Here is a 24,082-nt window from a genome sequence, read left to right on the forward strand (position 1 = left end):
GGCCGTTCAGGACGCGTGGACGCTCAGTTCGGACGTGCAGAACCTGCACCGCGTCGCCTTGACCGGGATGTCGCTCAGGCAGTGCGGGCAGGGCTTCTCGGTGGCCTCCTCGGCCTTGACCAGCCGCTCCAGGAGCTTGCTCATCGGCAGCACGACCAGGAAGTAGACGACGGCCGCGACGATCAGGAACGAGATGAGCGCGGTGAGGAAGAGGCCGTAGGGGAACGTCGTCCCGTTCAGCGTGAACGCCAGGTCGTCGAAGTTGGGCTCGCCGCCGATCAGCGCGATCAGGGGCCCGATGAAGGACTTCACGAACGCGGTGACCAGGCCGCTGAAGGCCGCGCCGACGACGACCGCGACGGCCAGCTCCACCAGGTTGCCGCGGAAAAGGAACTTCTTGAAGCCGCTCATGGATCCTTCTGTGACTCGTGGTGACGGATGTGTCGCGCAAAGACGTTACCAACGTTCCGTCATGGCGAGTGCCAGGTGGGGAGGGGTGACCGGCCGGGCGGGCGCGCGGCGGCGGCCGGGGCCGCGCGCCCGCCGGGGCGCGGTCAGGGGAGGGCGATGGGCGGCGTCATGCCGTCCAGGGAACGGGCGCAGGGGCAGTCACGGTCGGCGGGGAGGGTCTTGACGACGTCGGCGACCAGGGCGCGGAGCCGCTCGATGTTGGCGGCGAAGACGCGGAGGACCTCCTCCATCGTGACGCCCTCGCCCTCCTCGATGCCCGCGTCCAGGTCGGTGACCAGGCAGAGCGGGGTGTAGCAGAGGGCGAGCTCGCGGGCCAGGACGGCCTCGGGGTGGCCGGTCATGCCCACGAGCGTCCAGCCCTGCGCGGCGTACCAGCGGGACTCGGCGCGGGTGGAGAAGCGGGGGCCCTCGATGACGACGAGGGTGCCGCCGTCGACCGGGTTCCAGCCGGCCTCGCGGGCGGTGGCGACGGCGACGCGGCGGCCGGTGGGGCAGTACGGGTCGGCGAACGACAGGTGGACCGCCGCGCCCTCGTCGTAGTAGGTCTGGGCCCGGCCGGAGGTGCGGTCGACGAGCTGGTCGGGGACGGCGAGCGTGCCGGGCCCGTGGCTCGGGGTGAGGGAGCCGACGGCGCTGGGGGCGAGGACCTGGCGGACGCCGAGGGAGCGCAGCGCCCACAGGTTGGCGCGGTACGGGATCCGGTGCGGCGGGTACCGGTGGTCGCGGCCGTGCCGGGGGACGAACGCGACGCGCCGCCCGTGCAGCTCGCCGATCGCGATCCGGTCGCTGGGCGGCCCGAACGGGGTGTCGATCTCGACCTCCTCGACCCGGTCGAGGAACGAGTAGAAGCCCGAGCCGCCGATCACTGCGAGATCGGCGGCGGGGGCGGCGGGGACGGACGCGGAAGGCTGGGACATGCGCCGACCCTAACGACGCCCCGGAACCCGCCGGGACCCCCCTCGCCGATCGTGGATGGCCGGGAGACGGGCGCGGGGCCCGGGCGCCGTTCCCCGGCCCGGGCCCCGCGTTCCGTCGTCGGCCGATCGTCAGCCGATCAGGACCTTCGGCGGTACGGCCTCCACCGGCGGTTCCTCCTTGGCGAGCCGGCTCGGCGTCCAGATGCGCCGGCCGATGTCGAACGACAGGGCCGGGAGCAGCAGCGACCGGACGATGATGGTGTCGAGCAGGACGCCGAAGGCGACCACGAACCCCATCTCGGCCAGGCTCACCAGCGGCAGCGTGGCCAGGGCGGCGAAGGTGGCCGCCAGCACCACCCCGGCCGAGGTGATCACGCCGCCGGTGACGGTGAGGCCGCGGATGACGCCGCGCCGGGTGCCGAGGGACTGGGACTCCTCGCGGACGCGGTGCATCAGGAAGATGTTGTAGTCCACGCCGAGCGCCACCAGGAAGATGAACGCCAGCAGCGGGAACCCCGCGTCGGTGCCCTCGAAGCCGAACACGTGCTGGAAGATCAGCGCGCAGGCGCCCAGCGAGGCCAGGAACGACAGCACGACCGAGCCCATCATCAGCAGCGGTGCCACGAGCGCGCGGAGCAGGGCGACCAGGATGAGGAAGACGACCGCCAGCACGATCGGGATGATCACCTTGTTGTCGCGGTCGGAGGCCCGCATGATGTCGAGCGTGGTGGCGGTGGTGCCGCCGACCTTGGCCTCGGCGTCCGGTACGGCGTGGACGGCGGTACGGAGCCGGTCGATGGTGTCCTGCGCGGCCTTGCCGTCGGCCGGGTCGCGCAGGGTGGCCTCGTACTGGACGTATCCGGCGGCCGTGGCGGGCTGGCCGACCTCGGCGACGCCGTCGGTGCCGCGGATCGCGGCGGCGACCGGCCCGGCGGCGGGCGCCTTGGCGATGACGACGGCGGGCGAGCCGGAGCCGGCGGGGAAGTGCCGGCCGACGGCCTCGGCGCCGGCGATCGAGTCGGGCTTGTCGACGAACTGGCCGGCGTCCGAGAGGCCGTCGGCCCTCAGCGAGCCGAGCCCGAGCGTCATCGCGACCAGGCCGACCGAGGTGAGGGCCCAGATGGCGCGGGGGTGGGCGCTGACGAGCCGGGCGATGCGGCTCCAGATGCCGTGCTCGGCCTCGTACGCCTCGGGGGCCAGGTACTTCTCGTCGTAGCGGGGGACCAGCGGCCAGAACAGCCAGCGGCCGAAGATGACCAGGAGCGCGGGGAGCAGGGTGGTCATCGAGGCCAGCGCGGTGAGGACGCCGGCGGCGGCCACGGGGCCCATGCCGGCGGTGGAGTTCATGTCGGCGAACAGCAGGCACAGCAGGCCGACGGCGACGGTGGCGGCGGAGGCGATGATGGCGGGCCCGGCGCGGTGCAGGGCGTACGCCATGGCCTCGTGCCGGTCGCGGTGGCGGTGCAGTTCCTCGCGGTAGCGTGCCACCAGGAGGAGTGCGTAGTCGGTGGCCACGCCGAAGACGAGGACGGTGAGGATGCCGGCGCTCTGCCCGTTCACGGTCAGCCCGGCGTACTTCGCCAGCAGGTAGACCATGGACTGGGCGAGGCCGAGGGCGACCAGGGCGCTCAGCACCGGGACGAACCACAGCAGCGGGCTGCGGTAGATGATCAGCAGCAGCACGATCACGACGCTGCCGGCGGCGAGCAGCAGGAAGCCGTCGATGGTCTCGAAGACCTTGATCATGTCGGCGCCGCCGCCGGCGGGCCCGGTGACGTGGGCGTCCAGCCCGGGCGGGCCGCGCTTGGCGAGGTCGCGGGCGTCGTCGACGGCCTTGATCACGTCGACGTCGGTCATCGGTACGAGCGTCTGGAGCGCCTTGCCGTCCTTGGACGGGAACGGGCCCTGCGGCTGCTGCGCGCCGGGCAGCTGCGCCAGCTGCGCGAGGTCGGCCTTGGCCTTGGCCTGGTCGGCCGCGGTGATCCCGCCGGAGCGCTCGTAGACGACGACCGCGAGCATCGTCTCGTCCTTGCGGAACCGCTCCTGCAACTCGACGACCTGCGTGGACTCGGCTCCGCTGGGGAGCCAGGAGGCGGCGTCGTTCTCCTCGACGTCGCCGAGCCGGCCGGCGAGCGGGCCGAGAGCGGCCAGGAGCACCACCCAGAAGGCGAGGACGGCCCACTTGGTGCGGCGGCCGGCGATCAGTGCCGCGAGCCGGTGGGCCCAGGTGCGGTCCGGCGGTGCCGGGCTGGGCGGTGTCGGTCTCGGTGGTGCCGGGCTGGATGCGCTCATGAATCCGCTCCCCAGGGATCATTCGAGATATATCGTGTCGAGAGGCACGGTCTCTCGATAGTCGAGACTTGTCAAGTACTATCTCGACTTGTCCGCCGTGCCGTCGTCGCCGTGCGGTCTCATCGTCACCGCGGGGCACCGCCCCGCGCGTCCAGCGGAGGATGTGAGCGGCTCTACGCCCGTGGGGTCATGCCGGGGGACGCGCCTAGTGCCTGAGAAGTAGGGAACGGACGCAGCCGCGCTCCCGTCCAACCCTGCGATCACTGACCGACCGCTCGGGGGTTACGGGGGACCGGTGGACTTCGTGGTGTGGCGAGCGGCCTCGCTGCTGCTCATGTACCCCGACCAGCGCTTCTACGACCGGCGCCCGATGCTGCGCGCGGCGGTCGCCGACCTGCCCGACGGGGTGGCGCGGCGGTGCCTGGACGCTTTTCTGGACCATGTGGACGGGACGCCGCCGATCCGGATGGTGGTGCACTACCTGGAGATATGCCGCGAGGGCCGCCTCCTCCTCACGAAGTACGACGACGAGGCGCGGCGGCGGTCGGTCCGGGAGCGCCTGGCGGGCCTCTACGAGGCGGCGGGATGCGATTTCGAGGACGAGGCGGAGGATTCGCTGCCGAGCCTGCTGGAGTACGCGGCGCTCTGCGCGGACGACTGGCCGCTGCGGGAGCACCGGGCCGCGCTGGAACTGCTCCACGACACGCTGGAGTCCGCCGGTACGCCCTATGCCGTCCCCGTGGCGGCCGTGCGGGCGACCCTGGCGCCGCCCGTACCTCCTCAGGCACCGCCCCAGGCGCCGCCCCTGGCCGCGGCCCCGGCCCGGAACGCCGTGAGCCTGCGCCGGCCCGCGCGGGTGTACGGGCATGACGAAGGCCGGAGGATCATCAACGTGTGATCCTCCGGCCTCGCCGGGGTTTCAGATGGTCAGGCGACCTTCTCGGAGGACTTGCTCGACGAGGAGGAGCCGGACGAGGTCGAGGAGCCCGCCGACGAGGACGACGAGTCCGACGAGGACGACCCGGAGCCCGAGTCCGACGAACCGGACTTGCCGGAGTCCCCGGACGACGCGGACGCGCCCGACGAGGAGCCCGCCGAGGTCGAGGACGACGAGCCGGAGCCGCGGCTGTCGGTGCGGTAGAAGCCCGAGCCCTTGAAGATGATGCCGGCCGCCGAGAAGACCTTGCGGAGGCGCCCGCTGCACGCCGGGCACTCGGTCAGCGCGTCATCGCTGAACTTCTGCACGACCTCCAGGGGTTCGCCGCACTCGGTGCAAACGTACTGATACGTCGGCACGGTTCCTCCTCGCCTGACTTGGCCCTGCCGTTCCCGATGGTCGCGGCTGGCACTCATAACGAACGACTGCTAAATGGTACCCGGGTCTAGGAACATGTTTCGTCGGGGGGATGTTCCCGGGCCCGCTCCCGGCCCCTCCCGCGGCCCCGCCGGACGATCACGCGCCGGTCTCGCCGAACCAGCCGGCCAGCTTGCCGCGCCGGCTGACCGCCCGCAGCCGCCGCTCCGCCGCGGTCCGCGCCTGGTCGGTGGTGACGACCAGCAGCGTGTCCCCGCCGCGCAGCGAGGTGGTGTTCTCCGGGACGAAGCTGGCGCCGTCCCGGACGACCAGGGTGATCGAGGCGCCCTGCGGCAGCCGCAGCTCGAAGATCTCCACGCCGTTCAGCCGGGAGTCGGGCGGGACCCGGACCTCCAGCAGGTCGGCGTGCAGTTCCTCCAGCGGCGCGGCCTCCACGTTCAGCTCGCGGGCCCCGTTGTCGGACTCCAGCCGGCACAGCCGGGCGGCCAGTGGCAGCGTGGGGCCCTGGAGCGCGGTGAACAGCACGACGATGTTGAAGACGATCGCGAACAGCTCGTCCGAGCCGGGCACCTCCGCCACCATCGGGATGGTGGCCAGCACGATCGGCACGGCGCCGCGCAGCCCGGCCCAGGAGGCGAACATCTTCTCGCCGAGCGACAGCCCGAAGCCGACGGTCGACAGCAGCACCGACAGCGGCCGCGCGACCAGCAGCAGGATGGACCCGATGATCAGTGCGGGCAGCAGGTGGTCGGGCAGCTCGCTGGGGGAGGCCAGCAGCCCGAGCAGGACGAACACGCCGATCTGGGCGAGCCAGCCGATGCCTTCGGCGAAGCCGCGGGTCGCGGGCCGGTGCGGCAGCTTGGAGTTGCCGAGGACGAGGGCGCTCACGTACACCGCGAGGAAGCCGCTGGCGTGCAGCAGCGCCGCCGCGCCGTACGAGCCGACGGCCAGCGACAGCACGGCGATCGGGTAGAGGCCGGAGGCGGGCAGCGCCATCCGGCGCAGCGCCGCGGCGCCCAGCCAGCCGATCGCGATGCCGACCAGCGCGCCGGCGACCAGCTCGTACACCATGAGCGCGACCAGCTCGACGAGGTTGGGCATGCCCGCGTGCATGCTGAGCGTGATCACGACGATCACGACGGGGGCGTCGTTGAAGCCCGACTCGGCCTCCAGCAGGCCGGTCAGCCGGGACGGCAGGGGGAGCCGGCGCAGGACGGAGAACACCGCGGCGGCGTCGGTGGGGGCCAGCACGGCGGCGAGCAGGAACGACAGCCGCCAGTCCATGCCGAGCAGCACGGTGGCGGCGGCCGCGACGACCACGATGCTGATCAGGGTGCCGATCGTGGACACCGCGATCGCGGCGGGGACCGCCGGGCGCACGTGCCGCCAGTTGGTGGTGACGCCGCCCTCGGCCAGGATCAGGACGAGGGCCGCCAGCCCCAGCGTCTCGGCGAGTTCGGCGTTGTCGAAGTTGATGTGGAACGGGCCGCCCTCGCCGATGAAGAGGCCGATGCCCATGTAGGCGAGCAGGGTCGGCAGGCCGGCCCGGTGCGAGAGCCGCACGGCGACGATCGCGCAGAGTACGAGGCTGGCGCCGAGGAGTAGCCAGATGTCGAGATGCACATCCCACCCTTCGCGGGGCCGCGGAAGCTGATCGTTTAGGGATCCTACAGATACATGTGTAGTTCACATAACTTGAGCTGCTTGTCGGAAGCCTGTCAGAGGGCTGTCAACGGCGCCTGACCTGCGGGCTCAAGCCGTTCACCACGTTTGTCACATCGCGTCCCTCAACGGCCGCGATGACGTTGTCCCGCACCGCCGAGACGATGTTGAGCTGTGACTGCCCCGTGGCACCCGCCGCATGCGGCGACAGCAGCACGTCTTCCCGCGACCGCAGCGGATGGTCCGCCGCCGGCGGCTCCTCCTCGAACACGTCCAGCGCGGCCCCGGCCAGCCGCCCCGACTCCAGCGCCGCCAGCACCGCGGCGTCCGAGACCACGCCGCCGCGCGCCACGTTCACCAGCAGCGCCCTGTCCGGCAGCAGGGCGAGCCGCCGGTCGTCCAGCAGCCCGGTGGTCTCGGCGGTCAGCGGCACGGCGAGCACGAGGATGTCGGAGACGGCGAGCAGGTCGTCCAGCTCCCGGTACGTCGCGGCCGCTTCGGGCCGGCGCCGCCGCGACCAGTACGACACCGCGCAGCCGAGGGCCCCGAACAGCCGCGCCGCCTCGGCGCCGATCGCGCCGTACCCGACGATCCCGACGCGCTGCGCGTGGATCTCCCGGGTGCCGCGCGCGATCAGCGCCCGCTGCGGCCAGCCGCCCGCGCGCACCCCGCGGTCGCCCCAGGCCAGCTGGCGGCACAGCGCGAACGCCGCGCCCACCGCCCACTCCGCGACCGCGCGGGCGTTCGCGCCCGCGGTGTTGGCCACCGGCACGCCCGCGGCGGTCAGCGCGGCCACGTCCAGGCTGTCGGTCCCCACGCTCGGCATCTGCACGAACGCCAGCCGCCGCGCCGCCGCGACCGCCTCCGCGTCCACGGCGAGCAGCCCGGTGTAGTCACCGACCACGATCTCCGCCTCGGGCAGCGCGGCCAGCATCCCGGCCCGGTCGCGGGTCTCCGGAACGTCCACGTCGACCGCGTCGCCGAGCGGGGCCAGCAGCCCGCGCGCCACCTCCCGGCCGAAGGGGGAGAGCATCAGGACCCGCCACGGTGCCGCCATCGAAACCTCCTGGATCAGACCGGTGTGGGGCGAAGCCTACGGGTGCCGATCCGGGAGATCCCGTGCCGCGGCCGGCGGGCGTCAGGCCAGCCGCACGAAGCCGCCCGACGGGGTCACGGCGGCCCGCACGCGCCGGTCGTGCGGCTCGGCGGGCAGCTCGTCGACCAGTTCGTCGTCATAAATCAGGCCGACGGTCAGAATCGCCGGACCGACCCTGGCCAGCGCCCGGTCGTACGACCCGCCGCCGCGCCCGAGCCGTACCCCCTCGCGGTCGACCGCCAGCGCCGGCGCCAGCACCGCGTCCGCGCTCGCCACCGCCGCCGGGCCCCGCGGCGGCTCGGTCGGCTCCAGCAGCCCGTGCGGGCCCGGGACCAGCGAGTCGGGCCCCTCGTACGACGCCCAGTCCAGGTCGCCGTCCGGCAGCAGCCGGGGGAGCAGCACGTACGTGCCGCGCTTCCACAGCGCGAACAGCAGGCCGCGGGTGTCGGGCTCGGTGCCGATCGACACGTACGCCGCGACCGTCCCGGCCATCTCCAGCTCGGGCACGCCGAGCAGCGCGTCGCGGATCGCGCGGCCCGCCGCCGAGCGGTCGCGCGGCGCCATCGCCGACCGCCCGGCCAGCAGTTCCGTCCGGAGCCCGCGCTTCGAGCCGATGTCCTGCACGCTGTGCTCCTCCGAGATGGCTAGGGTCTCTACATGACCGACTTTGAACCCGTCCTCAAGGCGGTCGTCCCGGCGGCCGGCCTCGGTACCCGATTCTTGCCCGCCACCAAGGCGACTCCCAAGGAAATGCTCCCGATCGTCGACAAGCCGGCGATCCAGTACGTCGTGGAGGAGGCCGTCGCGGCCGGCCTCAACGACGTGCTCATGATCACCGGGCGGAGCAAGCGTTCCATCGAGGACCACTTCGACCGGGCCTACGAGCTCGAAGAGGCGCTGCAGGCCAAGGGCGACGACGCGCGGCTGGACGCCGTCCGCGAGTCCGCGGACCTGGCCATCATGCACTACGTCCGGCAGGGCGAGCCGCGCGGTCTGGGCCACGCGGTGCACTGCGCCCGCCAGCACGTGGGGAACGAGCCGTTCGCCGTGCTGCTCGGCGACGACATGATCGACGCCCGGGACGCGCTGCTCACCCGCATGATCGACGTGCGGCGGCGGCACGGCGGCAGCGTCGTGGCGCTGATGGAGGTCCCCGAGGACCAGGTGTCGGCGTACGGCTGCGCCGCCATCGAGGACACCGGCGAGGACGACGTCGTCCGGATCACCGACCTGGTGGAGAAGCCGCCGGCCGGCGAGGCGCCCAGCAACTGGATCATCATCGGCCGGTACGTGTGCGACCCCGCGGTGTTCGACGTGCTGGAGAAGACCCCGCCCGGCCGCGGCGGCGAGATCCAGCTGACCGACGCGCTGCGCACCCTGGCCGACATGCCGGTCGAGGACGGCGGGACCGTCTACGGCGTGAAGTTCCGCGGCCGCCGCTACGACACCGGCAACAAGCTGGAGTACCTGCGCACGGTCGTGCAGTTCGCGTCCGAGCGTCCCGACCTGGCCGGCGATTTCATGCCCTGGCTCCGGGAGTTCGTAGCCAAGCACGACCAGTGAGGCGAACGGGGAGCACAGCATGATCTCGGTTGACGAGCATCTCGCGGGGATCCTCGGTGCCGTCCGGGCGCTGCCGCCGCTGGAGCTGGCGCTGCTGGAGGCCGCGGGCGGGGTGCTGGCCGAGCCGGTCGAGGCGCCGGTGGCGCTGCCGCCGTTCGACAACTCCGCCATGGACGGGTACGCGGTCGTCGCGGCGGACGTGGCGGGGGCGTCCGCGGACGCCCCGGTCACGCTGCCGGTGATCGGCGACATCGCGGCCGGCGACGCGGGCGTGACCGCGCTGCGGCCCGGGCTGACCGCCCGCATCATGACGGGCGCGGCGATGCCGGCCGGGGCCGACGCGGTCATCCCGGTGGAGTGGACCGACGGCGGCACCGCCACCGTGCGGATCACCCGCCCGTGCCCGCCCGGCCACTACATTCGGCGGTCCGGGGAGGACGTGGTCGCCGGCCAGGTCGTGGTCGCGGAGGGCGCCCGGCTCGGCGCGGCGCAGCTCGGCATGCTCGCCGCCGTCGGCCGCTCGCACGTGCGGGTCCGGCCGCGCCCGCGCGTGGTCGTGCTGTCCACCGGCGCCGAGCTGCGCGAGCCGGGGGCGAAGCTGGCGCCCGGCCAGATCTGGGACTCCAACAGCTTCATGCTGACCGCGGCCGTCGAGGAGGCGGGCGCCAAGGGCTACCGGCAGGCGACCGTCGGGGACGAGCCCGAGGAGGTCCGCGCGACGCTGCTGGACCAGCTCGGCCGCGCCGACGCGATCGTCACCACGGGCGGCGTCTCGATGGGCGCCCGCGACGTGGTCAAGGAGGTCTTCGCCGAGGCGCGTCCAGGCGAAGCCTCGACGGTGGCGTTCGGGAAGGTCGCGATGCGGCCCGGCAAGCCGCAGGGGTTCGGGCTGCTGGAGGGCGTCCCGATCTTCACGCTGCCGGGCAACCCGGTCAGCGCGTACGTCTCGTTCCAGGTGTTCGTGCGGCCCGCGCTGCGCGCCATGCAGGGGCTCCCGCCGGAGCCGCTGCCGACGGTGACCGCCGTGCTGGCCGAGGACGTCAGGTCCCCGGCCGGGCTGCGGCACTTCCTGCGCGCGCGCCTGTCGTACGAGCGCGGCCACTACGGCGTGGCCCCGGCCGAGAGCCAGGGGTCACACCAGCTCCAGTCGCTGTCATCGGCCGACTCCCTGATCGTCCTCCCGGAGGACGCCGAGGACGTCCCGGCCGGCTCGCAGGTCGAGGTGATGAGGTTGCCGTCATGAGCATGGGGTCGGAGTTCACCCATCTGGACTCCTCGGGCGCCGCGCGGATGGTGGACGTGTCCGCCAAGAACGTGTCCGCGCGCACGGCCACGGCCGCCGGGTTCGTCCGGCTGTCGGCCCGTACGGTGGAGCTGCTGCGGGCCGGGGACGTGCCCAAGGGCGACGCGATCGCGGTGGCCCGGATCGCCGGGATCATGGCCGCCAAGCGCACTCCGGACCTGGTGCCGCTGTGCCATCCGATCGCGCTGCACGGCGTCGAGGTCGCCCTGGAGATCGAGGACGGCGGAGTGGCGATCACCGCGCAGACCCGGACCGCCGACCGCACGGGCGTGGAGATGGAGGCGCTCACCTCGGTGACGGCGGCCGCGCTCGCGCTGGTCGACATGGTGAAGGCGGTCGACCCGGCCGCCGTGATCACCGATGTGCGGGTGCTGGAGAAGACCGGCGGGAAGACGGGGACCTGGCACCGTGACGCGTGAGCCGATCCGCGCGATGGCCGTCACGGTGTCCAACCGCGCCGCCGCCGGGGTGTACGCGGACACCTCCGGCCCGGTGCTGGTGGAGCTGCTGGAGGACCTCGGCTGCCAGGTGGACGGGCCGGTGGTCGTCCCGGACGGCGAGCCGGTCGAGGGCGTGCTGCGGGACGCCGTGGCGCAGGGGTACGACGCCGTCGTCACCTCCGGCGGCACCGGCCTCACCCCGACCGACCGGACGCCGGAGATGACCCGCCGGGTGATCGAGCGGGAGGTGCCGGGCATCGCGGAGGCGATCCGGCTGGAGGGCCGCGACAAGGTGCCGGCGGCGATCCTGTCGCGCGGGCTGGCCGGGGTCGCGGGCCGCACGCTGATCGTCAACCTGCCCGGCTCGAAGGGCGGCGTGCGGGACGGCATGGCCGTGCTGGGCCGCGTCCTGGCGCACGCGGTCGATCAGATCGGCGGCGGCGACCACCCGCGCTCCGACGGCTGAGCGGGCGGGCCCGGTCAGGCGCCGGTGGCGCCGTCGATCCGCTCGCGCAGCAGGTCGGCGTGGCCGTTGTGCCGCGCGTACTCCTCGATCATGTGCAGGTACAGCCAGCGCAGCGTGCGCCGGGTGCCGTTGAACGTGAACGCGTCGTCCAGGGACGCGGCGCGCACGGCGTTGTCGGCGCGCCGGCACTCCTCGACCAGCCGGGCCAGCTCGGCGGGCGCGCGGCCCGGCGAGAGGTCGTCGAAGTCGGCGTCCCAGTGGTCGGGCGTGACGTAGATGTTCTTCACCGGCTGACCCGCGAACCGGATGCGGAACCAGATCCGCTCGACGAACGTGAGGTGCCGGATCAGCCCCAGAAGCGTCATCGTGGACGGTGGCACCGACGCCTCGGCCAGCTGCTCCGCCGACAGCCCGGCGCACTTGAGCCGCAGCGTCGCCCGGTGGTGGTCCAGCATGCCCTGCAGCATGGGCCGCTCGTCGCCGTCCATCGGCTCGGCGGTCCGCTCGGCGTCCGGCGCCCGCCAGGCGGCGAGGTCGAACGCGGCGGCCGCGGGGTCGACGCCCAGGCCGTCCAGGATCAGCGTCACGGTCTCGGCCGGCGGCCTGGTGATCGGGACGACCAGCGCCCGCTCGGCCGGATGCGCCGGCTCGAACTCGCGGAGCTGGCCGTCGAGCATCTCGGGCTTGAAGAAGTGGCCGGTGCGGGCCGCCATCCGCTCGGCGATCACGTCCCGCTCGCCGTCCAGGAAGACGAGCCGGACCCGCGGGTCCCCGGCCGTCAGCAGCTCGCGGTACGTGCGCTTGAGCGCCGAGCAGGACGCCACGCCCGGGACGCCGGCCTTGACCCGGCCCTCGATCCACGCGGCGATGGCGCGCAGCCAGGGCAGCCGATCCTCGTCGGTCAGCGGGATCCCGGCGCTCATCTTCTCGACGTTGGCGGCCGGGTGGAAGTCGTCGGCCTCGGCGTAGTCCCAGCCCAGCCGCGCGGCCAGCCCCTCGCCGATGGTGGTCTTGCCGCTGCCGGACACGCCGACCACGACGATCACGGCCGGGACGTCCACGGGCGCGCCGTCCACGTCAGCCGTTCACCACGGGCGCGCCTTCGAGGACGACGCCCTCGGCCTTGAGCGTGTCGAGGGCCCGGTCGACGGTCTCGCGGGCGACCCCGGCGGTGAGGCCGAGCAGGACGGTGGCCGACAGGCCCTCCCGGACGGCGTCCACGGCCGTGGCGCGCACGCAGTGGTCGGTGGCGATGCCGACGATGTCGACGGTGTCCACCCCGCGCTCGCGCAGCCACTCGCCCAGCGGCACGTCCTGGTCGGACACGCCCTCGAACCCGCTGTACGCGGCGGTGTTCCGCCCCTTGCTGAAGACCGCCTCGATCGGCGCGAGGGCCAGATCGGGGTGGAAGTCGGCGCCCTCGGTGCCGATCAGGCAGTGCGGCGGCCAGCTGTCGACGAAGTCCGGGGACTCGGAGAAGTGCGCGCCCGGGTCCAGGTGGAAGTCGCGGGTCGCCACGATGTGCTGGTACTCGTCCCGCTTCGCCGTGACATGGGCGGAGATGGCCGCCGCCACGCCCGCGCCGCCGGCGACGCCCAGCGAGCCGCCCTCGCAGAAGTCGTTCTGCACGTCCACGATGATCAGAGCCTTGCCCATGACCGCTCCTTGATCCGGTTCCGCACTTGGGACGGTACCCCAGTCACCCCTCAGGGGCGCGGTCCGCCGTCCACGAACTCGGTGGGGATCGCCGCGGCGCCCTTGGACAGCTGGAGCGCGGTCGCCGGCAGCTCCGCGACCGAGCGCTCGTGCCGTTCCCTGGCCGCGTCCAGGGGCTCGCGGCCGACCACCGCGCCGTTCCGGACCAGCGGTACGTGCAGGAGGCGGTCGCGGGGCCCCGGCGTGGGCTCTCCGGTGGTGACGACCTCGGCGTACGCGGTGCCGTGCCCGTCGACCCGCCGGACGGCCGACTTGCGGCCGCCGCGGGTGGGCTTGCCGGTGGAGCGCTTGGCGACCGGGCGAATCGGCGCGCCGTCGTCCGGCCCGTCGGCGCGCGCCACCAGCTTGTAGACCAGCGAGGCCGTGGGCGCGCCGGACCCGGTGACCAGGGACGTGCCGACGCCGTAGCCGTCCACGGGCGCGGCGGCCAGGGCCGCGATGCCGTACTCGTCCAGGTCGCCGGTCACCACGATGCGGGTGTCGTGCGCGCCGAGCGCGTCCAGCTGGGCGCGCACCTCCCGCGCCACCACGCCGAGGTCGCCGCTGTCGATCCGCACCGCGCCCAGTTCGGGCCCGGCCAGCTCCACCGCCGTGTGCACGGCCCGCTCGACGTCGTAGGTGTCCACCAGCAGCGTCGTGCCCGCGCCGAGCGAGTCGAGCTGCGCGCGGAACGCGTTGCGCTCGCCGTCGTGCAGGAGCGTGAACGAGTGCGCGCTCGTCCCCGCCGTCGGCACCCCGTACCGGCGGCCCGCCTCCAGGTTGGACGTGGTGGCGAAGCCCGTGATGTGCGCGGCCCGCGCGGCGGCGACGGCCGCCATCTCGTGGGTGCGGCGCGAGCCCATCTCGATCAGCGGCCGGCCCTGCGCGGCCTGCACCATCCGGGACGCGGCGGACGCGATCGCGCAGTCGTGGTTGAGGATCGACAGGACCAGCGTCTCCAGCAGGACGGCCTCGGCGAACGTGCCTTCCACCACCAGAAGCGGCGAGTCCGGGAAGTAGCACTCGCCCTCGGGGTATCCCCAGATGTCCCCGGAGAAGCGGTACTTCTCCAGCCATTGCGCCGTGGGCTCGTCCACGATGCCGCGCGAGGTCAGGAACTCCAGCTCGGCGCCGTCGAACCGGAACGCCTCGATCGCGTCCAGGAGCCGTCCCGTACCGGCCACCACGCCGTACCGCCGCCCGGCCGGGAGCTGCCGCGCGAACACCTCGAACACCGACCGCCGGCCCGCGGTGCCGCTGTTCAGCGCGGCGCGGAGCATGGTCAGCTCGTACTGGTCGGTGAGCAGTGCGGTAGTGACTTCGGTGCCGTCCACAGGGTCCACAAGTGGAACCCTACGGCCCGACCTGTGCAGGATGTACATGCGGGACCGGGGGACACAGGGGGGCGAATAGCATCGGTCCGGTGGGCGGACGGACTCTGCGGGGAAAGGGACGGTCGCGGGAGATGAGCGGGAGATGAGCAGCGCACCCGCGCCGGTCGAGCTGGACCGGCCGGAGATCGAGGAGCACCGGAGCGCCGATCGGCCGTGGCTGGCGATCGTGTGGAACGACCCGATCAACCTCATGTCGTACGTCACGTACGTGTTCCAGACCGTGTTCGGCTACCCCAAGACCAAGGCCGAGAAGCTGATGCTGGACGTGCACCACAAGGGCCGCGCCGTCGTGGCCAGCGGGAGCCGCGAGGAGATGGAGCGGGACGTGGAGATCCTGCACTCGTACGGCCTCTGGGCGACGGTGAAACGGGACGACTGAGGGCTACAGAGGGCTACAGAGGGCTACTGAGGGCGACTGAGCCATGAGCACCGTCGAGAAGGTGGAGAGGGGCGTCCGCGTCGAGCTGGAGGCCGAGGAGGCCGCGCTGATGCGCGCCCTGATGGAGCAGCTGCTGGAGCTCCTGGGCGAGGGCCCGGCCAAGGACGACGACGACCTGCTCGCCTCGGTCGGCATCGCCGAGGAGGCGAGCACGCCGGAGGACCCGGTGCTGGCGCGGCTGTTCCCCGACGCGTACGGCGACGAGGAGGGCGAGGCGGCCGGCGAGTTCCGCCGCTACACCGAGATGGGGCTGCGCGACGGCAAGCGCGCGGCGGCCGGCACGGTGCTGGCCGGGCTGGCCGGGCCGCCGACCGCGGCGGGCGGCGTCGACACGGTCATCTCGGACGCCGACGCGCAGGCATGGCTGCGGGCGCTGAACGACGTCCGGCTGGCGCTCGGGACCCGGCTGGACATCTCCGAGGAGTGGTACGAGGAGGCCGAGCGGCTGGATCCGCGCGACCCCCGGACGGCCATGTTCGCGGCGTACGACTGGCTGACCATGCTGCAGGAGAGCCTCGTCCGCACCATCTGGTGACGTTCCGCCGGCCCGTGGCCGCGTCCGGCCACGGGCCGTCCAGATCATTACGCAAAGTTCCGTGATGATCGCGTTCCGTGTTGCTATCTTGGCGGCTCCCCCGTCTCCCACCCCCCTGGAGACCAGCATGACGACGCCCGTGCAGGGCAAGGCGGTCGGCCGGATGGAGTTCGGCGACCATCTCTGCCTCTCCTACGACAACGCCGACGAGCGGCACGCGATCCTGCTCGCCTACATCCGGGACGGCCTGGCCGCCGACCACAAGATCATCTATCTGTCGGACGAGGACTCGCCGGAGGCCGTGGTCGGCTGGCTGGAGGCCGTCCCGGAGGCGGCCGGGCTTGACCTGGCCGGCGCGCTGGACGAGGGCGCGCTGGTGGTGCGGACGGCCGAGGAGGCGTACATGGCCACCGGCCGGTTCGACCCCGACGAGATCATCGCGCTGTTCGGCACCGAGATCGAGCTGGCCCTGACGCAGGGCTTCAAGGGCGTCCGGGTGACGGGCGAGGAGACGTTCTCGCTGCGCGGCTGGCCCGGCACCGAGCGGTTCGCCGAGTTCGAGCGCAAGATCGACGAGGTGTTCCGCACCTCCCGGGTGAACGCGATGGCGATCTGCCAGTACGACCGCCGCTGGTTCGACCCCGACCGGCTGGAGGAGCTGGAGTCCCACCATGTCGACCGGGTCCGCGCCGACGACCTGCACGACGACGGGTCGCTGCGGATCGCGCCGGCCTTCGGCCCGCCCGGGCTGGTGCTGACCGGCGCCGTCGACGCGGCGGCGCGGCCGGCCGTGGCCGCCGCGCTGGCCGCGCTGCCCGCCCGCGCCGGGCTGGTCTGCCTCGACCTGTCCGGCGTCGGCGGCTGCGACGAGGACGGCCTGCGCGCCATGCTCGACGCCGCCCGCGACGGGGGCGGCGGCCGGGAGCGGCACGTGCTGCTGCGCGGGGTGCCGGAGAAGGCGGCCGTGCTGCTCCGCGACACCGGCCTGCTCGCGATGCCCGGGATCTCGGTGGAGGGCGGCACCGGCTGAGCCCGCCCGAGCCCGCCTGAGTCCGGCTGAGTCCGCCTGAGGCCGGCCGAGCCGCTCGCGACTCCCGAGGATCCCGCCGATTGAAACGATTCGGAGGATCGGGCGACGGGCGGGCGGCCGGTTGGGTACCGTGACAGCACGCTGACAGCGGAAGGGCGTGCTCCGTCAGGGAACCCTGGATTCTGTTGGGAGGCGCGCGATGTCCTCCGGGTCCTCCGGCCCGGTCGCCGTCGGTTCGATGACGTTCGGCGATCACCTGTGCCTGGCCTACGGCGGCGACGAGGAACGCGACGCCGTGCTGGCCGCGTACGTGCGCGGCGGCATGCTGGCGGGCCACCGGTTCGTCCACGTGGCCCGCCCCGCCGCCGGGGAGCCCGTCCGGGTCCCGGCCGCGATGGAGGCGGCCGCGTCCCTCGGGCACGTGGTGACCGCCCCGATCGACGGGTTCCTCGACGCGGCGGCCGCGGAGATCGAGCGGGCGCTCGAACTCGGCTACGAGGGCGTCCGCTACACCTGCGAGACCTCCTACTCGCGCGGCGGCTGGCCCGGCACGGCGCCGTTCGCGGCGTACGAGGAGGGCTGCCGGCGGGTGTTCGGGCGGCCGGGCGTGCGGGCGATGCTGCTCTGCCAGTACGACGCCCGCTGGTTCGGCCCCGAGCAGCTGCGCCACCTGGACGCCCGGCACGCCGCCCGGGTCCGCGTCGACGACGTCTACGACGACGGCGTCCTGCGGATCACGCCCATCCACTCCCCGCCGGGGCTGAGGCTGACCGGCGCGATCGACGAGTCGACGCTGCCCGCCGTGGAGCTGGCGCTGGCGGAGATCGCCGGCCGCGGCGGCCACTTCTGCCTCGACCTGGGCGGCCTGGAGTTCTGCGACGTGGCCGGCCTGCGCGCCCTGGTCGGCGCGGGCACCGCCCGCAACGGCCTGGAACGCCAGGTCATCCTGCGCGACGCTCCCGCCTGCCTCCACCTGATCATGCAACTCGCGGGCTGGGACTCCCCGCCGCCCGGCGTGTACCTGGAAGGCGCCACGGCATGAGCGACGGGCCGGGATCGCACGAGACCGCCGTGAGCGGCACGGCCGGCGCCGCCGGGACGCTCAGCGGCCGCGGCGAGGCGGCCCACCAGGCCCTGGTCTACTCGACGCGGCGGGAGTTCGCGGCGGCGGCGGTGCCGCACCTGCGGGAGGGCCTGGCGGACGGGGACGCCGTGGTGGCCGTCGTCGCGCCGCCCGCCGAGCGGCTGCTGCGCCGCCAGCTCGGCGCCGCCGCGTCCCGGTCGATCGAGTTCATCGAGGCGGCGTCCTGGTTCACCGGCCCGATGAGCACGCTCGCGGCCTACCACGACCGGTGCCGGCGCGACTGGTGGCCGCGGGGACGGCTGCGGCTGCTGGCCGAGCCGGTGTGGACGGGCCGCACCGAGCTGGAGGTCCGCGAGTGGAAGCGCCACGAGGCGCTGCTCAACGTCGCGTTCGCCGGCACGCCCACGCTGATGGTGTGCGCGTACGACGCGGCCGCCCTGCCGGCGCACGTGATCACCGACGCGGTCCGCACGCATCCCGAGGTGGTGAACGACCGGGGGCCGCGGCCGAGCGACCAGTACGTCGATCCCGCCCTGTTCTACGCCGAGTGCAACGCGCGCCCGCTGAGCGCGCCGCCGCGGCACGCGGCGTGGAAGCGGTTCGCGGCGGGCGAGCTGCCCGGCCTGCGGGCCTTCCTGGCCGCCGAGGCCGCGCGGCTGGGCCTGCCCGCCGACCGGTCGCTGCCGTTCGTGCTGGCGGTGAACGAGGTCGCGACCACGGTCATCCGGCAGGGGAGCGGCCGCGGCCTGCTGTGGGTGTGGGCCGAGGGCGGCGAGCTGCTGTGCGACGTCGGCGACCCGGAGGGCCGGCTGGAGGACCGCTTCCTCGGCTGCTTCCCGCCGCGCCACTACAAGCCGGGCGAGACCGCGATGTGGGCGGTGCGGCGGCTGTGCCACATCGTGGAGATCCGGTCCGGCGCGGGCGGCACCCGGGTCCGGATGCACCTCGAACTGGGGGAGACCCCGGCGGGGCCGGACGATCGCGCCGGGTAGCCTTCGCAGCATGCTGACGATCGAGCGTGCCCTGGTTGACCAGATCGTCGCGCATGCGCGCGCCGACCACCCCGACGAGGCCTGCGGCGTGATCGCCGGCCCGCTCGGGTCGGACCGGCCGGTCCGGTTCATCCCGATGGTCAACGCCGAGCGCTCCCCGACCTTCTACCGCTTCGACTCCCAGGAGCAGCTCAAGGTCTGGCGCGAGATGGACGACCGCGACGAGGAGCCGGTGGTGATCTACCACTCGCACACCTCGACCGAGGCGTACCCGTCCCGTACCGACATCTCGTACGCGGCCGAGCCCAACGCGCACTACGTGCTGGTCTCCACGCGCGACCCCGAGACCTACGAGTTCCGCTCGTACCGGATCCTGGACGGGGAGGTGACCGAGGAGGAGGTCACCATCGTCGGGGACGGCGGGTGAAGGCGCCGGCGGACCGGGCCGGTAAACTGGCGGCCATGTGGACGAGCGAGCGGCAGCCGGGCCCGGCGGGCCCGTATCCGGCCGACTCGCCGCCGCCCGTGCAGAGCTTCCTCTTCGGGCACTCACGTGCCGAAGTCGTCTACGACTGTCGCTGACGCGTCGATTCTCGCCCGGAATTCCCCTGCGCCCCGCCCTGTTGTGATGCCTGAGACGGCCGCGGGCGGGGTGCCCGTACGACCTGAAGGAGATCTTCGCGATGGCGATCGAGGTCCGGATCCCGACGATCCTGCGCAACCTCACCGACGGCGCCAAGGCCGTCGACGGCAAGGGCGGCACGCTCGACGAGCTGTTCTCGGACCTGGACGAGCGGCACCCCGGCCTGCGCGGCCGGCTGGTGGACGACAAGGGCCTGCGCAAGTTCGTCAACGTCTACCTGAACGACGAGGACGTGCGCTTCCTGAACGGCCTGGAGACCGAGGTCTCGGACGGCGACAACGTGACGATCCTCCCGGCCGTCGCCGGGGGCTGAGCCCGGAAGCCGTGCCGACATGCGTTTCGAATCACTGCTGGACTCCCTGGGGCGCACGCCGCTGGTAGGTCTGCCCCGGCTGTCGCCGAGCCCCGAGGTGCGGCTGTGGGCCAAGCTCGAGGACCGCAACCCCACCGGTTCGGTGAAGGACCGGCCCGCCTTCTACATGATCGAGAAGGCGGAGAAGGAGGGGCTGCTCACCCCCGGCTGCACGATCCTGGAGCCCACCTCCGGCAACACCGGCATCTCGCTGGCCATGGTCGCCAAGCTGCGCGGCTACGCGATGGTGTGCGTGATGCCGGAGAACACCTCGGCCGAGCGCCGGCAGCTGCTGGAGATGTGGGGCGCCCGCATCATCTCCTCGCCGGCGGCCGGCGGTTCCAACGAGGCGGTGCGGGTCGCCAAGCGGCTGGCGGAGGAGAACCCCGACTGGGTGATGCTCTACCAGTACGGCAACGAGGCGAACGCGCTGGCGCACTACGAGACGACCGGCCCGGAGATCCTGGAGGACCTGCCGACGGTCACGCACTTCGTGGCCGGGCTGGGCACCACCGGGACGCTGATGGGCGTCGGCCGCTACCTGCGCGAGCAGCGCCCCGACGTCAAGATCGTCGCGGCCGAGCCGCGGTACGGCGAGCTGGTGTACGGGCTGCGCAACATCGATGAGGGGTTCATCCCCGAGCTGTACGACGACTCGGTGCTGACCACCCGCTTCTCGGTGGGCTCGCGGGACGCGCTGCGCCGTACCCGGGAGCTGCTGGAGCAGGAGGGCATCTTCGCGGGGATCTCCACCGGCGGGGCGCTGCACGCGGCGCTGGGCATGGCGGCGAAGGCGGTGAAGGCGGGCGAGCGCGCCGACATCGCGTTCGTCGTGGCCGACGGCGGCTGGAAGTACCTGTCCACCGGCGCGTACGGCGGCACCCTCGAAGAGGCGGAGGCCCGCCTGGAAGGCCAGCTCTGGGCCTGACCGCCCGTCCCGGTCCCGCCGTCCCCGCCTGCCCGGCGACCCCCGCGTTGCGCGCCCGCCCGCCCGGACGCCATACTCGAATCTGATTCTAGTAACGGGTTGTGGAGGTCGCATGGGCAGGTTCGGGGAGGCCACCGCGGTCGAGCGGGTCGCCGAGGGGCGCTACTCGGTCGAGCTGGACGACGGATACCTCATCGGGACGGCGCTCAACGGCGGTTACCTGCTGGCGGTGCTGGCCCGCGCCGCCGTCGACGCCACGCCCCACGAGCACCCCATCTCGACGGCCGCCAACTTCCTGCGGGTGTCCGGCCCGGGGCCGGCCGAGGTCCGGGTCGACGTCAGCAAGGTCGGCCGGACCGCCGCCACCTCCCGGGTCTCCCTCGTCCAGGACGGCCGGACGCTGATCGAGAGCCTGATCACGACCGGCACCCTGGACCCGGCCGCCGAGCCCGACTGGGCCGGCGAGCCGCCCGTCCCGCCGGTGCCGCCGATCGAGAAGTGCACCGAGGGCCTGCAGAACATCGAGCGCGACCGCGGTTTCGCCGACCGGGTCGACATGCGCTTCGACCCGGCCACCATGGGGTGGCTGGACGGCCAGCCGGCCGGGCGGCCCGAGCTGCGGGCCTGGTTCCGGCTGCCGGACGGGGAGGACGCCGACGCCTACGTCCTCGCCCTGGCCGTGGACGCGCTGCCGCCGGTGGCCCTCAACCTGGGCGCCAAGGGCTGGGCCCCGACCGTCGAGCTGACCTGGCACATGCGCGCCGTTCCCGCCCCCGGGCCGCTGGCCCTGCACGGCAGCGGGCGGCTGCTGACCGGCGGCTGGTTCGACGAGGAGGTGGAGGTCTGGGACTCGGCCGGCCGGCTGGTCGCGCAGAGCCGCCAGATCGCCCGCGTCGGCCGCGGCGGGTGACGCGGGGCAAGTCCCGGCAACCACTCGGCATGCCGCCGGTCACACCGCGTCCGACTCGTTCCGGTTTCAGGCATGTGACCATGTGATGTACGACGCATGACGCGCCTGGCGGGCGCGTTCTCGCTTAGCCTTGGGCACCATGTCTGATCGTTCCTGGGGGGCCCGTCCCCCGGATCCCGACGCGCCGATCGGGATCTTCGACAGCGGGTTCGGCGGGCTCACCGTGGCCCGCGCGATCCTCGACCAGCTGCCGCACGAGCCGGTCGTCTACCTCGGCGACTCGGCCCGCCAGCCGTACGGCCCGCGGCCCATCGCCGAGGTGCGCGCGTTCGCGCTGGAGATGCTGGACGAGCTGGTCGAGCAGGGCGTGAAGATGCTGGTCATCGCGTGCAACAGCGCCAGCTCGGCGATGCTGCGCGACGCCCGCGAACGCTACGACGTCCCGGTGGTCGAGGTGATCAACCCGGCCACCCGCCGGGCCGCCCGCGCCACCCGCAACGGCCGGGTGGGGCTGATCGCCACCGAGGCCACCGTCACGAGCCGCGCCTACGAGGACGCGTTCGCCGCGGCGCCGCACATCGAGCTGACCGCCGCCGCGTGCCCGCGCTTCGTCCCGTTCGTGGAGGCGGGGGTGACGATGAGCGAGGAACTGCTGGAGACCGCCCGCGGCTATCTCGCGCCGATCACCGACGCCGGGTGCGACACCCTGATCCTCGGGTGCACGCACTACCCATTGCTAACCGGCGTGATCTCGTATGTCGTCGGCGACGGCGTCACACTGGTGTCGAGTGCCGATGAAACCGCCAAGGACGTCTATCGAGTGCTGCACGACAGGGGGCTGGCCCGCGCGGAGGCGTCGCCCCCGCCCGAGCACCGGTTCCGCGCGACCGGTGACCCCGACGTGTTCGCCGCGCTCGGCCGCCGCTTCCTGGGGCCGGAGATCGGGCTGGTCGAAACCGCCGAGAGTAAGGCTCTGTCCACCTGATTCCTCGGGAGAAGCTAGAGGAGGAGTGAGCGTGCGGGTCACTGTGATCGGCTGCGCCGGCAGCTTCCCGGGGCCGGAGAGCCCCGCGTCCTGCTACCTGATCCAGGCCGAGGGGTTCTCCCTGCTGCTCGACCTGGGCAACGGAGCGCTCGGCTCGCTGCAGCGCTTCCATCCGCTGTACGAGATCGACGCGATCTGCCTGTCGCACCTGCACGCCGACCACTGCCTCGACCTGTGCGGGTACTGGGTGGCGCGCACGTACCGGCCCGGCGGCGCCCCGCCGCGGATCCCGGTGCACGGCCCGGCCGACACCCCGCGCCGGATGGCCGCCGCGTACGACCTGGAGCCCGAGCCGGGGATGTCGGAGACGTTCGAGTTCCACACCCTCCGGTCCGGCCCGTACGACATCGGCCCCTTCCGCGTGACGACCGCGCTGATGCCGCACCCGGTGGAGGCGTTCGCGTTCCGGATCGAGCACGGCGGGCGGGCGCTGGCCTACTCCGGCGACACCGGCCCGTCCGACGATCTGGTGGAGCTGGCCCGCGGCGCCGACCTCTTCCTGTGCGAGGCGTCGTTCCTGGAGGGCCCCGGGCAGCCCGCGGACCTGCACCTGACCGCGCGCGAGGCGGCCGAGCACGCGGCCCGCGCCGAGGTCGGCCGGCTGGTGCTCACCCATCTCGTGCCGTGGAACGATGCGCAGATGTCGCTCACCGAGGCGAAGGGCAGCGCGTACCGCGGGCCGATCGAGCTGGCCACCGTGGGCGCCGTCTACGACCTCTGAGCGGCTCCGGCCACGGCTAGGGCACCCGGCCGTGCGGCTCGTGGGAGTCCGGCCGCGGCGGCTCGTTGGGGGTGGGGTCGCGGCGCGAGCGCAGGTACGGCTCCGCCAGCGCCGCCAGGGCGCCGCCGACCAGCGGGGCCAGGATGAACAGCCACAGCTGCGACATCGCGTGCCAGCCGCCGAACAGCGCGGGCCCGATCGAGCGGGCCGGGTTCACCGACGTGCCGGTGAGCGGGATGCCCACCAGGTGGACGAGGGCGAGCGTCAGGCCGATCGCCAGGCCGTCGAAGCCGTAGACGTCGTTCCGGCGGGTGACCATCAGCACCACCATGACCAGCATGAACGTCAGGATCACCTCCAGGATGAAGGCCCCGCCGGCGTTGATCTTCTCGCCGTAGCTGTTGGCGCCGTTCACCTGCATGGTGACGTCGCCGGCGGCGGCGACCAGCCGGATCACGGCCATCCCGACGATGCCGCCGACGACCTGCGCCACGATGTAGACGCCCGCCTCGATCGGCGTGATCCGCTTCGCCAGCAGCATTCCGAGCGTGACCGCCGGGTTCACGTGCGACCCCGACGTCGGCCCGATCGCGTACGCCAGCGCCAGCAGCACGAACCCGAACGTCAGCGCCACGCCGAGGGTGCCGACCTCGGCCAGCCCGAATACGGCGCTTCCCACAGCGAAAAAGACGAGCAGGGCGGTACCCGCCCCTTCTGCGATATATCTGTTCATTCCCGTCCCCCCGTTATGACTCACCGTCATTGATTGCCACCGATCGTGAGATCAAC

At 73.1% G+C, this 24,082-nt stretch carries 27 protein-coding genes and 1 pseudogene; 17 read left to right on the forward strand and 11 right to left on the reverse strand.

Annotated features, from left to right (window positions below):
• Positions 1–6: 6 nt before the first annotated feature.
• The 3 genes from mscL to ACA361_RS36845 form a co-directional block, all read right to left on the reverse strand.
• Complete coding sequence (mscL, locus tag ACA361_RS36835) at positions 7–411, reverse strand: large conductance mechanosensitive channel protein MscL (protein WP_375019738.1); 405 nt, start codon at positions 409–411, stop codon at positions 7–9.
• A 143-nt stretch (positions 412–554) separates the two neighbouring features.
• Positions 555–1,388: an S-methyl-5'-thioadenosine phosphorylase gene (locus ACA361_RS36840; protein ID WP_375019739.1), complete on the reverse strand. Its 834-nt coding sequence runs from the start codon at positions 1,386–1,388 to the stop codon at positions 555–557.
• Positions 1,389–1,517: 129 nt separating this feature from the next.
• Complete coding sequence (locus ACA361_RS36845) at positions 1,518–3,680, reverse strand: MMPL family transporter (protein WP_375019740.1); 2,163 nt, start codon at positions 3,678–3,680, stop codon at positions 1,518–1,520.
• 295 nt (positions 3,681–3,975) lie between these two features.
• On the opposite strand from ACA361_RS36845, the gene ACA361_RS36850 reads away from it, so the two are divergent.
• Together ACA361_RS36850 and ACA361_RS36855 are read left to right on the forward strand one after the other, a co-directional pair.
• Positions 3,976–4,578, forward strand: a complete 603-nt coding sequence (locus ACA361_RS36850; protein WP_375019741.1) for a nitrate reductase molybdenum cofactor assembly chaperone — start codon at positions 3,976–3,978, stop codon at positions 4,576–4,578.
• 51 nt (positions 4,579–4,629) lie between these two features.
• Entirely contained in the window at positions 4,630–4,821 is a 192-nt protein-coding gene (locus ACA361_RS36855) for a hypothetical protein (protein WP_375019851.1), read from the forward strand.
• Positions 4,822–4,835: 14 nt separating this feature from the next.
• Here ACA361_RS36855 and ACA361_RS36860 read toward each other — a convergent pair.
• The 4 genes and pseudogenes from ACA361_RS36860 to ACA361_RS36875 all read right to left on the reverse strand — a co-directional run.
• Positions 4,836–5,033, reverse strand: a pseudogene (locus ACA361_RS36860) (FmdB family zinc ribbon protein); the annotation flags it as partial.
• A 100-nt stretch (positions 5,034–5,133) separates the two neighbouring features.
• Complete coding sequence (locus ACA361_RS36865; protein ID WP_375019742.1) at positions 5,134–6,618, reverse strand: potassium/proton antiporter; 1,485 nt, start codon at positions 6,616–6,618, stop codon at positions 5,134–5,136.
• A 106-nt stretch (positions 6,619–6,724) separates the two neighbouring features.
• Complete coding sequence (locus ACA361_RS36870; protein ID WP_375019743.1) at positions 6,725–7,714, reverse strand: NAD(P)-dependent oxidoreductase; 990 nt, start codon at positions 7,712–7,714, stop codon at positions 6,725–6,727.
• A gap of 81 nt (positions 7,715–7,795) precedes the next feature.
• Complete coding sequence (locus tag ACA361_RS36875) at positions 7,796–8,377, reverse strand: 5-formyltetrahydrofolate cyclo-ligase (RefSeq protein WP_375019744.1); 582 nt, start codon at positions 8,375–8,377, stop codon at positions 7,796–7,798.
• 33 nt (positions 8,378–8,410) lie between these two features.
• On the opposite strand from ACA361_RS36875, the gene galU reads away from it, so the two are divergent.
• Genes galU through ACA361_RS36895 form a run of 4 tightly spaced genes read left to right on the forward strand, consistent with a single transcriptional unit; the run spans position 8,411 to position 11,525 of the window.
• Positions 8,411–9,316 carry a UTP--glucose-1-phosphate uridylyltransferase GalU gene (gene galU, locus ACA361_RS36880; RefSeq protein WP_375019745.1) on the forward strand — a complete coding sequence of 302 codons (906 nt, stop codon included), beginning with the start codon at positions 8,411–8,413 and terminating at the stop codon, positions 9,314–9,316.
• A gap of 19 nt (positions 9,317–9,335) precedes the next feature.
• On the forward strand, positions 9,336–10,559 hold the full coding sequence (gene glp, locus ACA361_RS36885; protein WP_375019746.1) for a gephyrin-like molybdotransferase Glp: 1,224 nt from the start codon (positions 9,336–9,338) through the stop codon (positions 10,557–10,559).
• The gene (gene moaC, locus ACA361_RS36890; RefSeq protein ID WP_375019747.1) at positions 10,556–11,038 is read left to right on the forward strand and encodes a cyclic pyranopterin monophosphate synthase MoaC; all 483 of its coding nucleotides are present in this window, start codon (positions 10,556–10,558) and stop codon (positions 11,036–11,038) included. The genes glp and moaC overlap by 4 nt, the downstream gene beginning before the upstream one ends.
• Positions 11,039–11,051: 13 nt before the next feature.
• A complete protein-coding gene (locus tag ACA361_RS36895) occupies positions 11,052–11,525 on the forward strand; it encodes a molybdenum cofactor biosynthesis protein B (RefSeq protein ID WP_375019848.1) in 474 nt (157 codons plus the stop codon).
• Positions 11,526–11,539: 14 nt separating this feature from the next.
• On the opposite strand, the gene ACA361_RS36900 is transcribed toward ACA361_RS36895, so the two are convergent.
• Genes ACA361_RS36900 through ACA361_RS36910 form a run of 3 tightly spaced genes read right to left on the reverse strand, consistent with a single transcriptional unit; the run spans position 11,540 to position 14,563 of the window.
• Positions 11,540–12,601, reverse strand: coding sequence for a gluconokinase, GntK/IdnK-type (locus ACA361_RS36900; protein WP_375019748.1), 1,062 nt, complete (start codon positions 12,599–12,601; stop codon positions 11,540–11,542).
• 1 nt (position 12,602) lies between these two features.
• Complete coding sequence (locus tag ACA361_RS36905) at positions 12,603–13,181, reverse strand: isochorismatase family protein (protein ID WP_375019749.1); 579 nt, start codon at positions 13,179–13,181, stop codon at positions 12,603–12,605.
• A 50-nt stretch (positions 13,182–13,231) separates the two neighbouring features.
• Positions 13,232–14,563 carry a nicotinate phosphoribosyltransferase gene (locus ACA361_RS36910; protein WP_375019750.1) on the reverse strand — a complete coding sequence of 444 codons (1,332 nt, stop codon included), beginning with the start codon at positions 14,561–14,563 and terminating at the stop codon, positions 13,232–13,234.
• A 133-nt stretch (positions 14,564–14,696) separates the two neighbouring features.
• Between ACA361_RS36910 and clpS the strand changes: the two genes are divergently transcribed.
• The 11 genes from clpS to ACA361_RS36965 all read left to right on the forward strand — a co-directional run bounded on the left by clpS (position 14,697) and on the right by ACA361_RS36965 (position 23,293).
• Positions 14,697–14,993, forward strand: a complete 297-nt coding sequence (gene clpS / locus ACA361_RS36915) for an ATP-dependent Clp protease adapter ClpS (RefSeq protein WP_375019751.1) — start codon at positions 14,697–14,699, stop codon at positions 14,991–14,993.
• Positions 14,994–15,036: 43 nt separating this feature from the next.
• On the forward strand, positions 15,037–15,588 hold the full coding sequence (locus tag ACA361_RS36920; RefSeq protein WP_375019752.1) for a DUF2017 domain-containing protein: 552 nt from the start codon (positions 15,037–15,039) through the stop codon (positions 15,586–15,588).
• A 127-nt stretch (positions 15,589–15,715) separates the two neighbouring features.
• Positions 15,716–16,618, forward strand: coding sequence for an MEDS domain-containing protein (locus tag ACA361_RS36925; RefSeq protein WP_375019753.1), 903 nt, complete (start codon positions 15,716–15,718; stop codon positions 16,616–16,618).
• A gap of 199 nt (positions 16,619–16,817) precedes the next feature.
• Positions 16,818–17,660, forward strand: a complete 843-nt coding sequence (locus ACA361_RS36930; RefSeq protein ID WP_375019754.1) for an MEDS domain-containing protein — start codon at positions 16,818–16,820, stop codon at positions 17,658–17,660.
• A complete protein-coding gene (locus ACA361_RS36935) occupies positions 17,657–18,694 on the forward strand; it encodes an anti-sigma factor RsbA family regulatory protein (RefSeq protein WP_375019755.1) in 1,038 nt (345 codons plus the stop codon). Before ACA361_RS36930 ends, ACA361_RS36935 begins: the two co-directional genes overlap by 4 nt.
• A 10-nt stretch (positions 18,695–18,704) precedes the next feature.
• Positions 18,705–19,121: a M67 family metallopeptidase gene (locus ACA361_RS36940; RefSeq protein WP_366619858.1), complete on the forward strand. Its 417-nt coding sequence runs from the start codon at positions 18,705–18,707 to the stop codon at positions 19,119–19,121.
• Positions 19,122–19,377: 256 nt separating this feature from the next.
• Complete coding sequence (locus ACA361_RS36945; RefSeq protein WP_375019756.1) at positions 19,378–19,650, forward strand: MoaD/ThiS family protein; 273 nt, start codon at positions 19,378–19,380, stop codon at positions 19,648–19,650.
• A gap of 19 nt (positions 19,651–19,669) precedes the next feature.
• Positions 19,670–20,617, forward strand: coding sequence for a PLP-dependent cysteine synthase family protein (locus ACA361_RS36950; protein ID WP_375019757.1), 948 nt, complete (start codon positions 19,670–19,672; stop codon positions 20,615–20,617).
• Positions 20,618–20,729: 112 nt separating this feature from the next.
• Entirely contained in the window at positions 20,730–21,527 is a 798-nt protein-coding gene (locus ACA361_RS36955; protein ID WP_375019758.1) for a thioesterase family protein, read from the forward strand.
• Positions 21,528–21,666: 139 nt separating this feature from the next.
• Positions 21,667–22,512 (forward strand): glutamate racemase, encoded by an 846-nt coding sequence (murI, locus tag ACA361_RS36960; RefSeq protein ID WP_375019759.1) that lies wholly within the window; start codon positions 21,667–21,669, stop codon positions 22,510–22,512.
• 31 nt (positions 22,513–22,543) lie between these two features.
• Entirely contained in the window at positions 22,544–23,293 is a 750-nt protein-coding gene (locus tag ACA361_RS36965; protein ID WP_375019760.1) for an MBL fold metallo-hydrolase, read from the forward strand.
• Positions 23,294–23,309: 16 nt separating this feature from the next.
• On the opposite strand, the gene ACA361_RS36970 is transcribed toward ACA361_RS36965, so the two are convergent.
• Entirely contained in the window at positions 23,310–24,056 is a 747-nt protein-coding gene (locus ACA361_RS36970) for an MIP/aquaporin family protein (RefSeq protein WP_375019761.1), read from the reverse strand.
• Positions 24,057–24,082 lie beyond the last annotated feature (26 nt).

This window comes from Actinomadura sp. 21ATH, from assembly GCF_041951345.1.
Taxonomy (GTDB): Bacteria; Actinomycetota; Actinomycetes; order Streptosporangiales; family Streptosporangiaceae; genus Spirillospora.

Bases quoted from the DNA above. Each gene is read 5' to 3' on its own strand.
- ACA361_RS36905 (WP_375019749.1), bottom strand. From the start codon at position 13,181: ATGGGCAAGGCTCTGATCATCGTGGACGTGCAGAACGACTTCTGCGAG.
- ACA361_RS36870 (WP_375019743.1), bottom strand. From the start codon at position 7,714: ATGGCGGCACCGTGGCGGGTCCTGATGCTCTCCCCCTTCGGCCGGGAG.
- murI (WP_375019759.1), top strand. From the start codon at position 21,667: ATGTCTGATCGTTCCTGGGGGGCCCGTCCCCCGGATCCCGACGCGCCG.
- galU (WP_375019745.1), top strand. From the start codon at position 8,411: ATGACCGACTTTGAACCCGTCCTCAAGGCGGTCGTCCCGGCGGCCGGC.
- glp (WP_375019746.1), top strand. From the start codon at position 9,336: ATGATCTCGGTTGACGAGCATCTCGCGGGGATCCTCGGTGCCGTCCGG.
- ACA361_RS36945 (WP_375019756.1), top strand. From the start codon at position 19,378: ATGGCGATCGAGGTCCGGATCCCGACGATCCTGCGCAACCTCACCGAC.
- ACA361_RS36950 (WP_375019757.1), top strand. From the start codon at position 19,670: ATGCGTTTCGAATCACTGCTGGACTCCCTGGGGCGCACGCCGCTGGTA.
- ACA361_RS36925 (WP_375019753.1), top strand. From the start codon at position 15,716: ATGACGACGCCCGTGCAGGGCAAGGCGGTCGGCCGGATGGAGTTCGGC.
- ACA361_RS36955 (WP_375019758.1), top strand. From the start codon at position 20,730: ATGGGCAGGTTCGGGGAGGCCACCGCGGTCGAGCGGGTCGCCGAGGGG.
- ACA361_RS36845 (WP_375019740.1), bottom strand. From the start codon at position 3,680: ATGAGCGCATCCAGCCCGGCACCACCGAGACCGACACCGCCCAGCCCG.
- ACA361_RS36930 (WP_375019754.1), top strand. From the start codon at position 16,818: ATGTCCTCCGGGTCCTCCGGCCCGGTCGCCGTCGGTTCGATGACGTTC.
- moaC (WP_375019747.1), top strand. From the start codon at position 10,556: ATGAGCATGGGGTCGGAGTTCACCCATCTGGACTCCTCGGGCGCCGCG.
- ACA361_RS36940 (WP_366619858.1), top strand. From the start codon at position 18,705: ATGCTGACGATCGAGCGTGCCCTGGTTGACCAGATCGTCGCGCATGCG.
- ACA361_RS36840 (WP_375019739.1), bottom strand. From the start codon at position 1,388: ATGTCCCAGCCTTCCGCGTCCGTCCCCGCCGCCCCCGCCGCCGATCTC.
- ACA361_RS36895 (WP_375019848.1), top strand. From the start codon at position 11,052: ATGGCCGTCACGGTGTCCAACCGCGCCGCCGCCGGGGTGTACGCGGAC.
- ACA361_RS36920 (WP_375019752.1), top strand. From the start codon at position 15,037: ATGAGCACCGTCGAGAAGGTGGAGAGGGGCGTCCGCGTCGAGCTGGAG.
- clpS (WP_375019751.1), top strand. From the start codon at position 14,697: ATGAGCAGCGCACCCGCGCCGGTCGAGCTGGACCGGCCGGAGATCGAG.
- ACA361_RS36970 (WP_375019761.1), bottom strand. From the start codon at position 24,056: ATGACGGTGAGTCATAACGGGGGGACGGGAATGAACAGATATATCGCA.
- ACA361_RS36935 (WP_375019755.1), top strand. From the start codon at position 17,657: ATGAGCGACGGGCCGGGATCGCACGAGACCGCCGTGAGCGGCACGGCC.
- mscL (WP_375019738.1), bottom strand. From the start codon at position 411: ATGAGCGGCTTCAAGAAGTTCCTTTTCCGCGGCAACCTGGTGGAGCTG.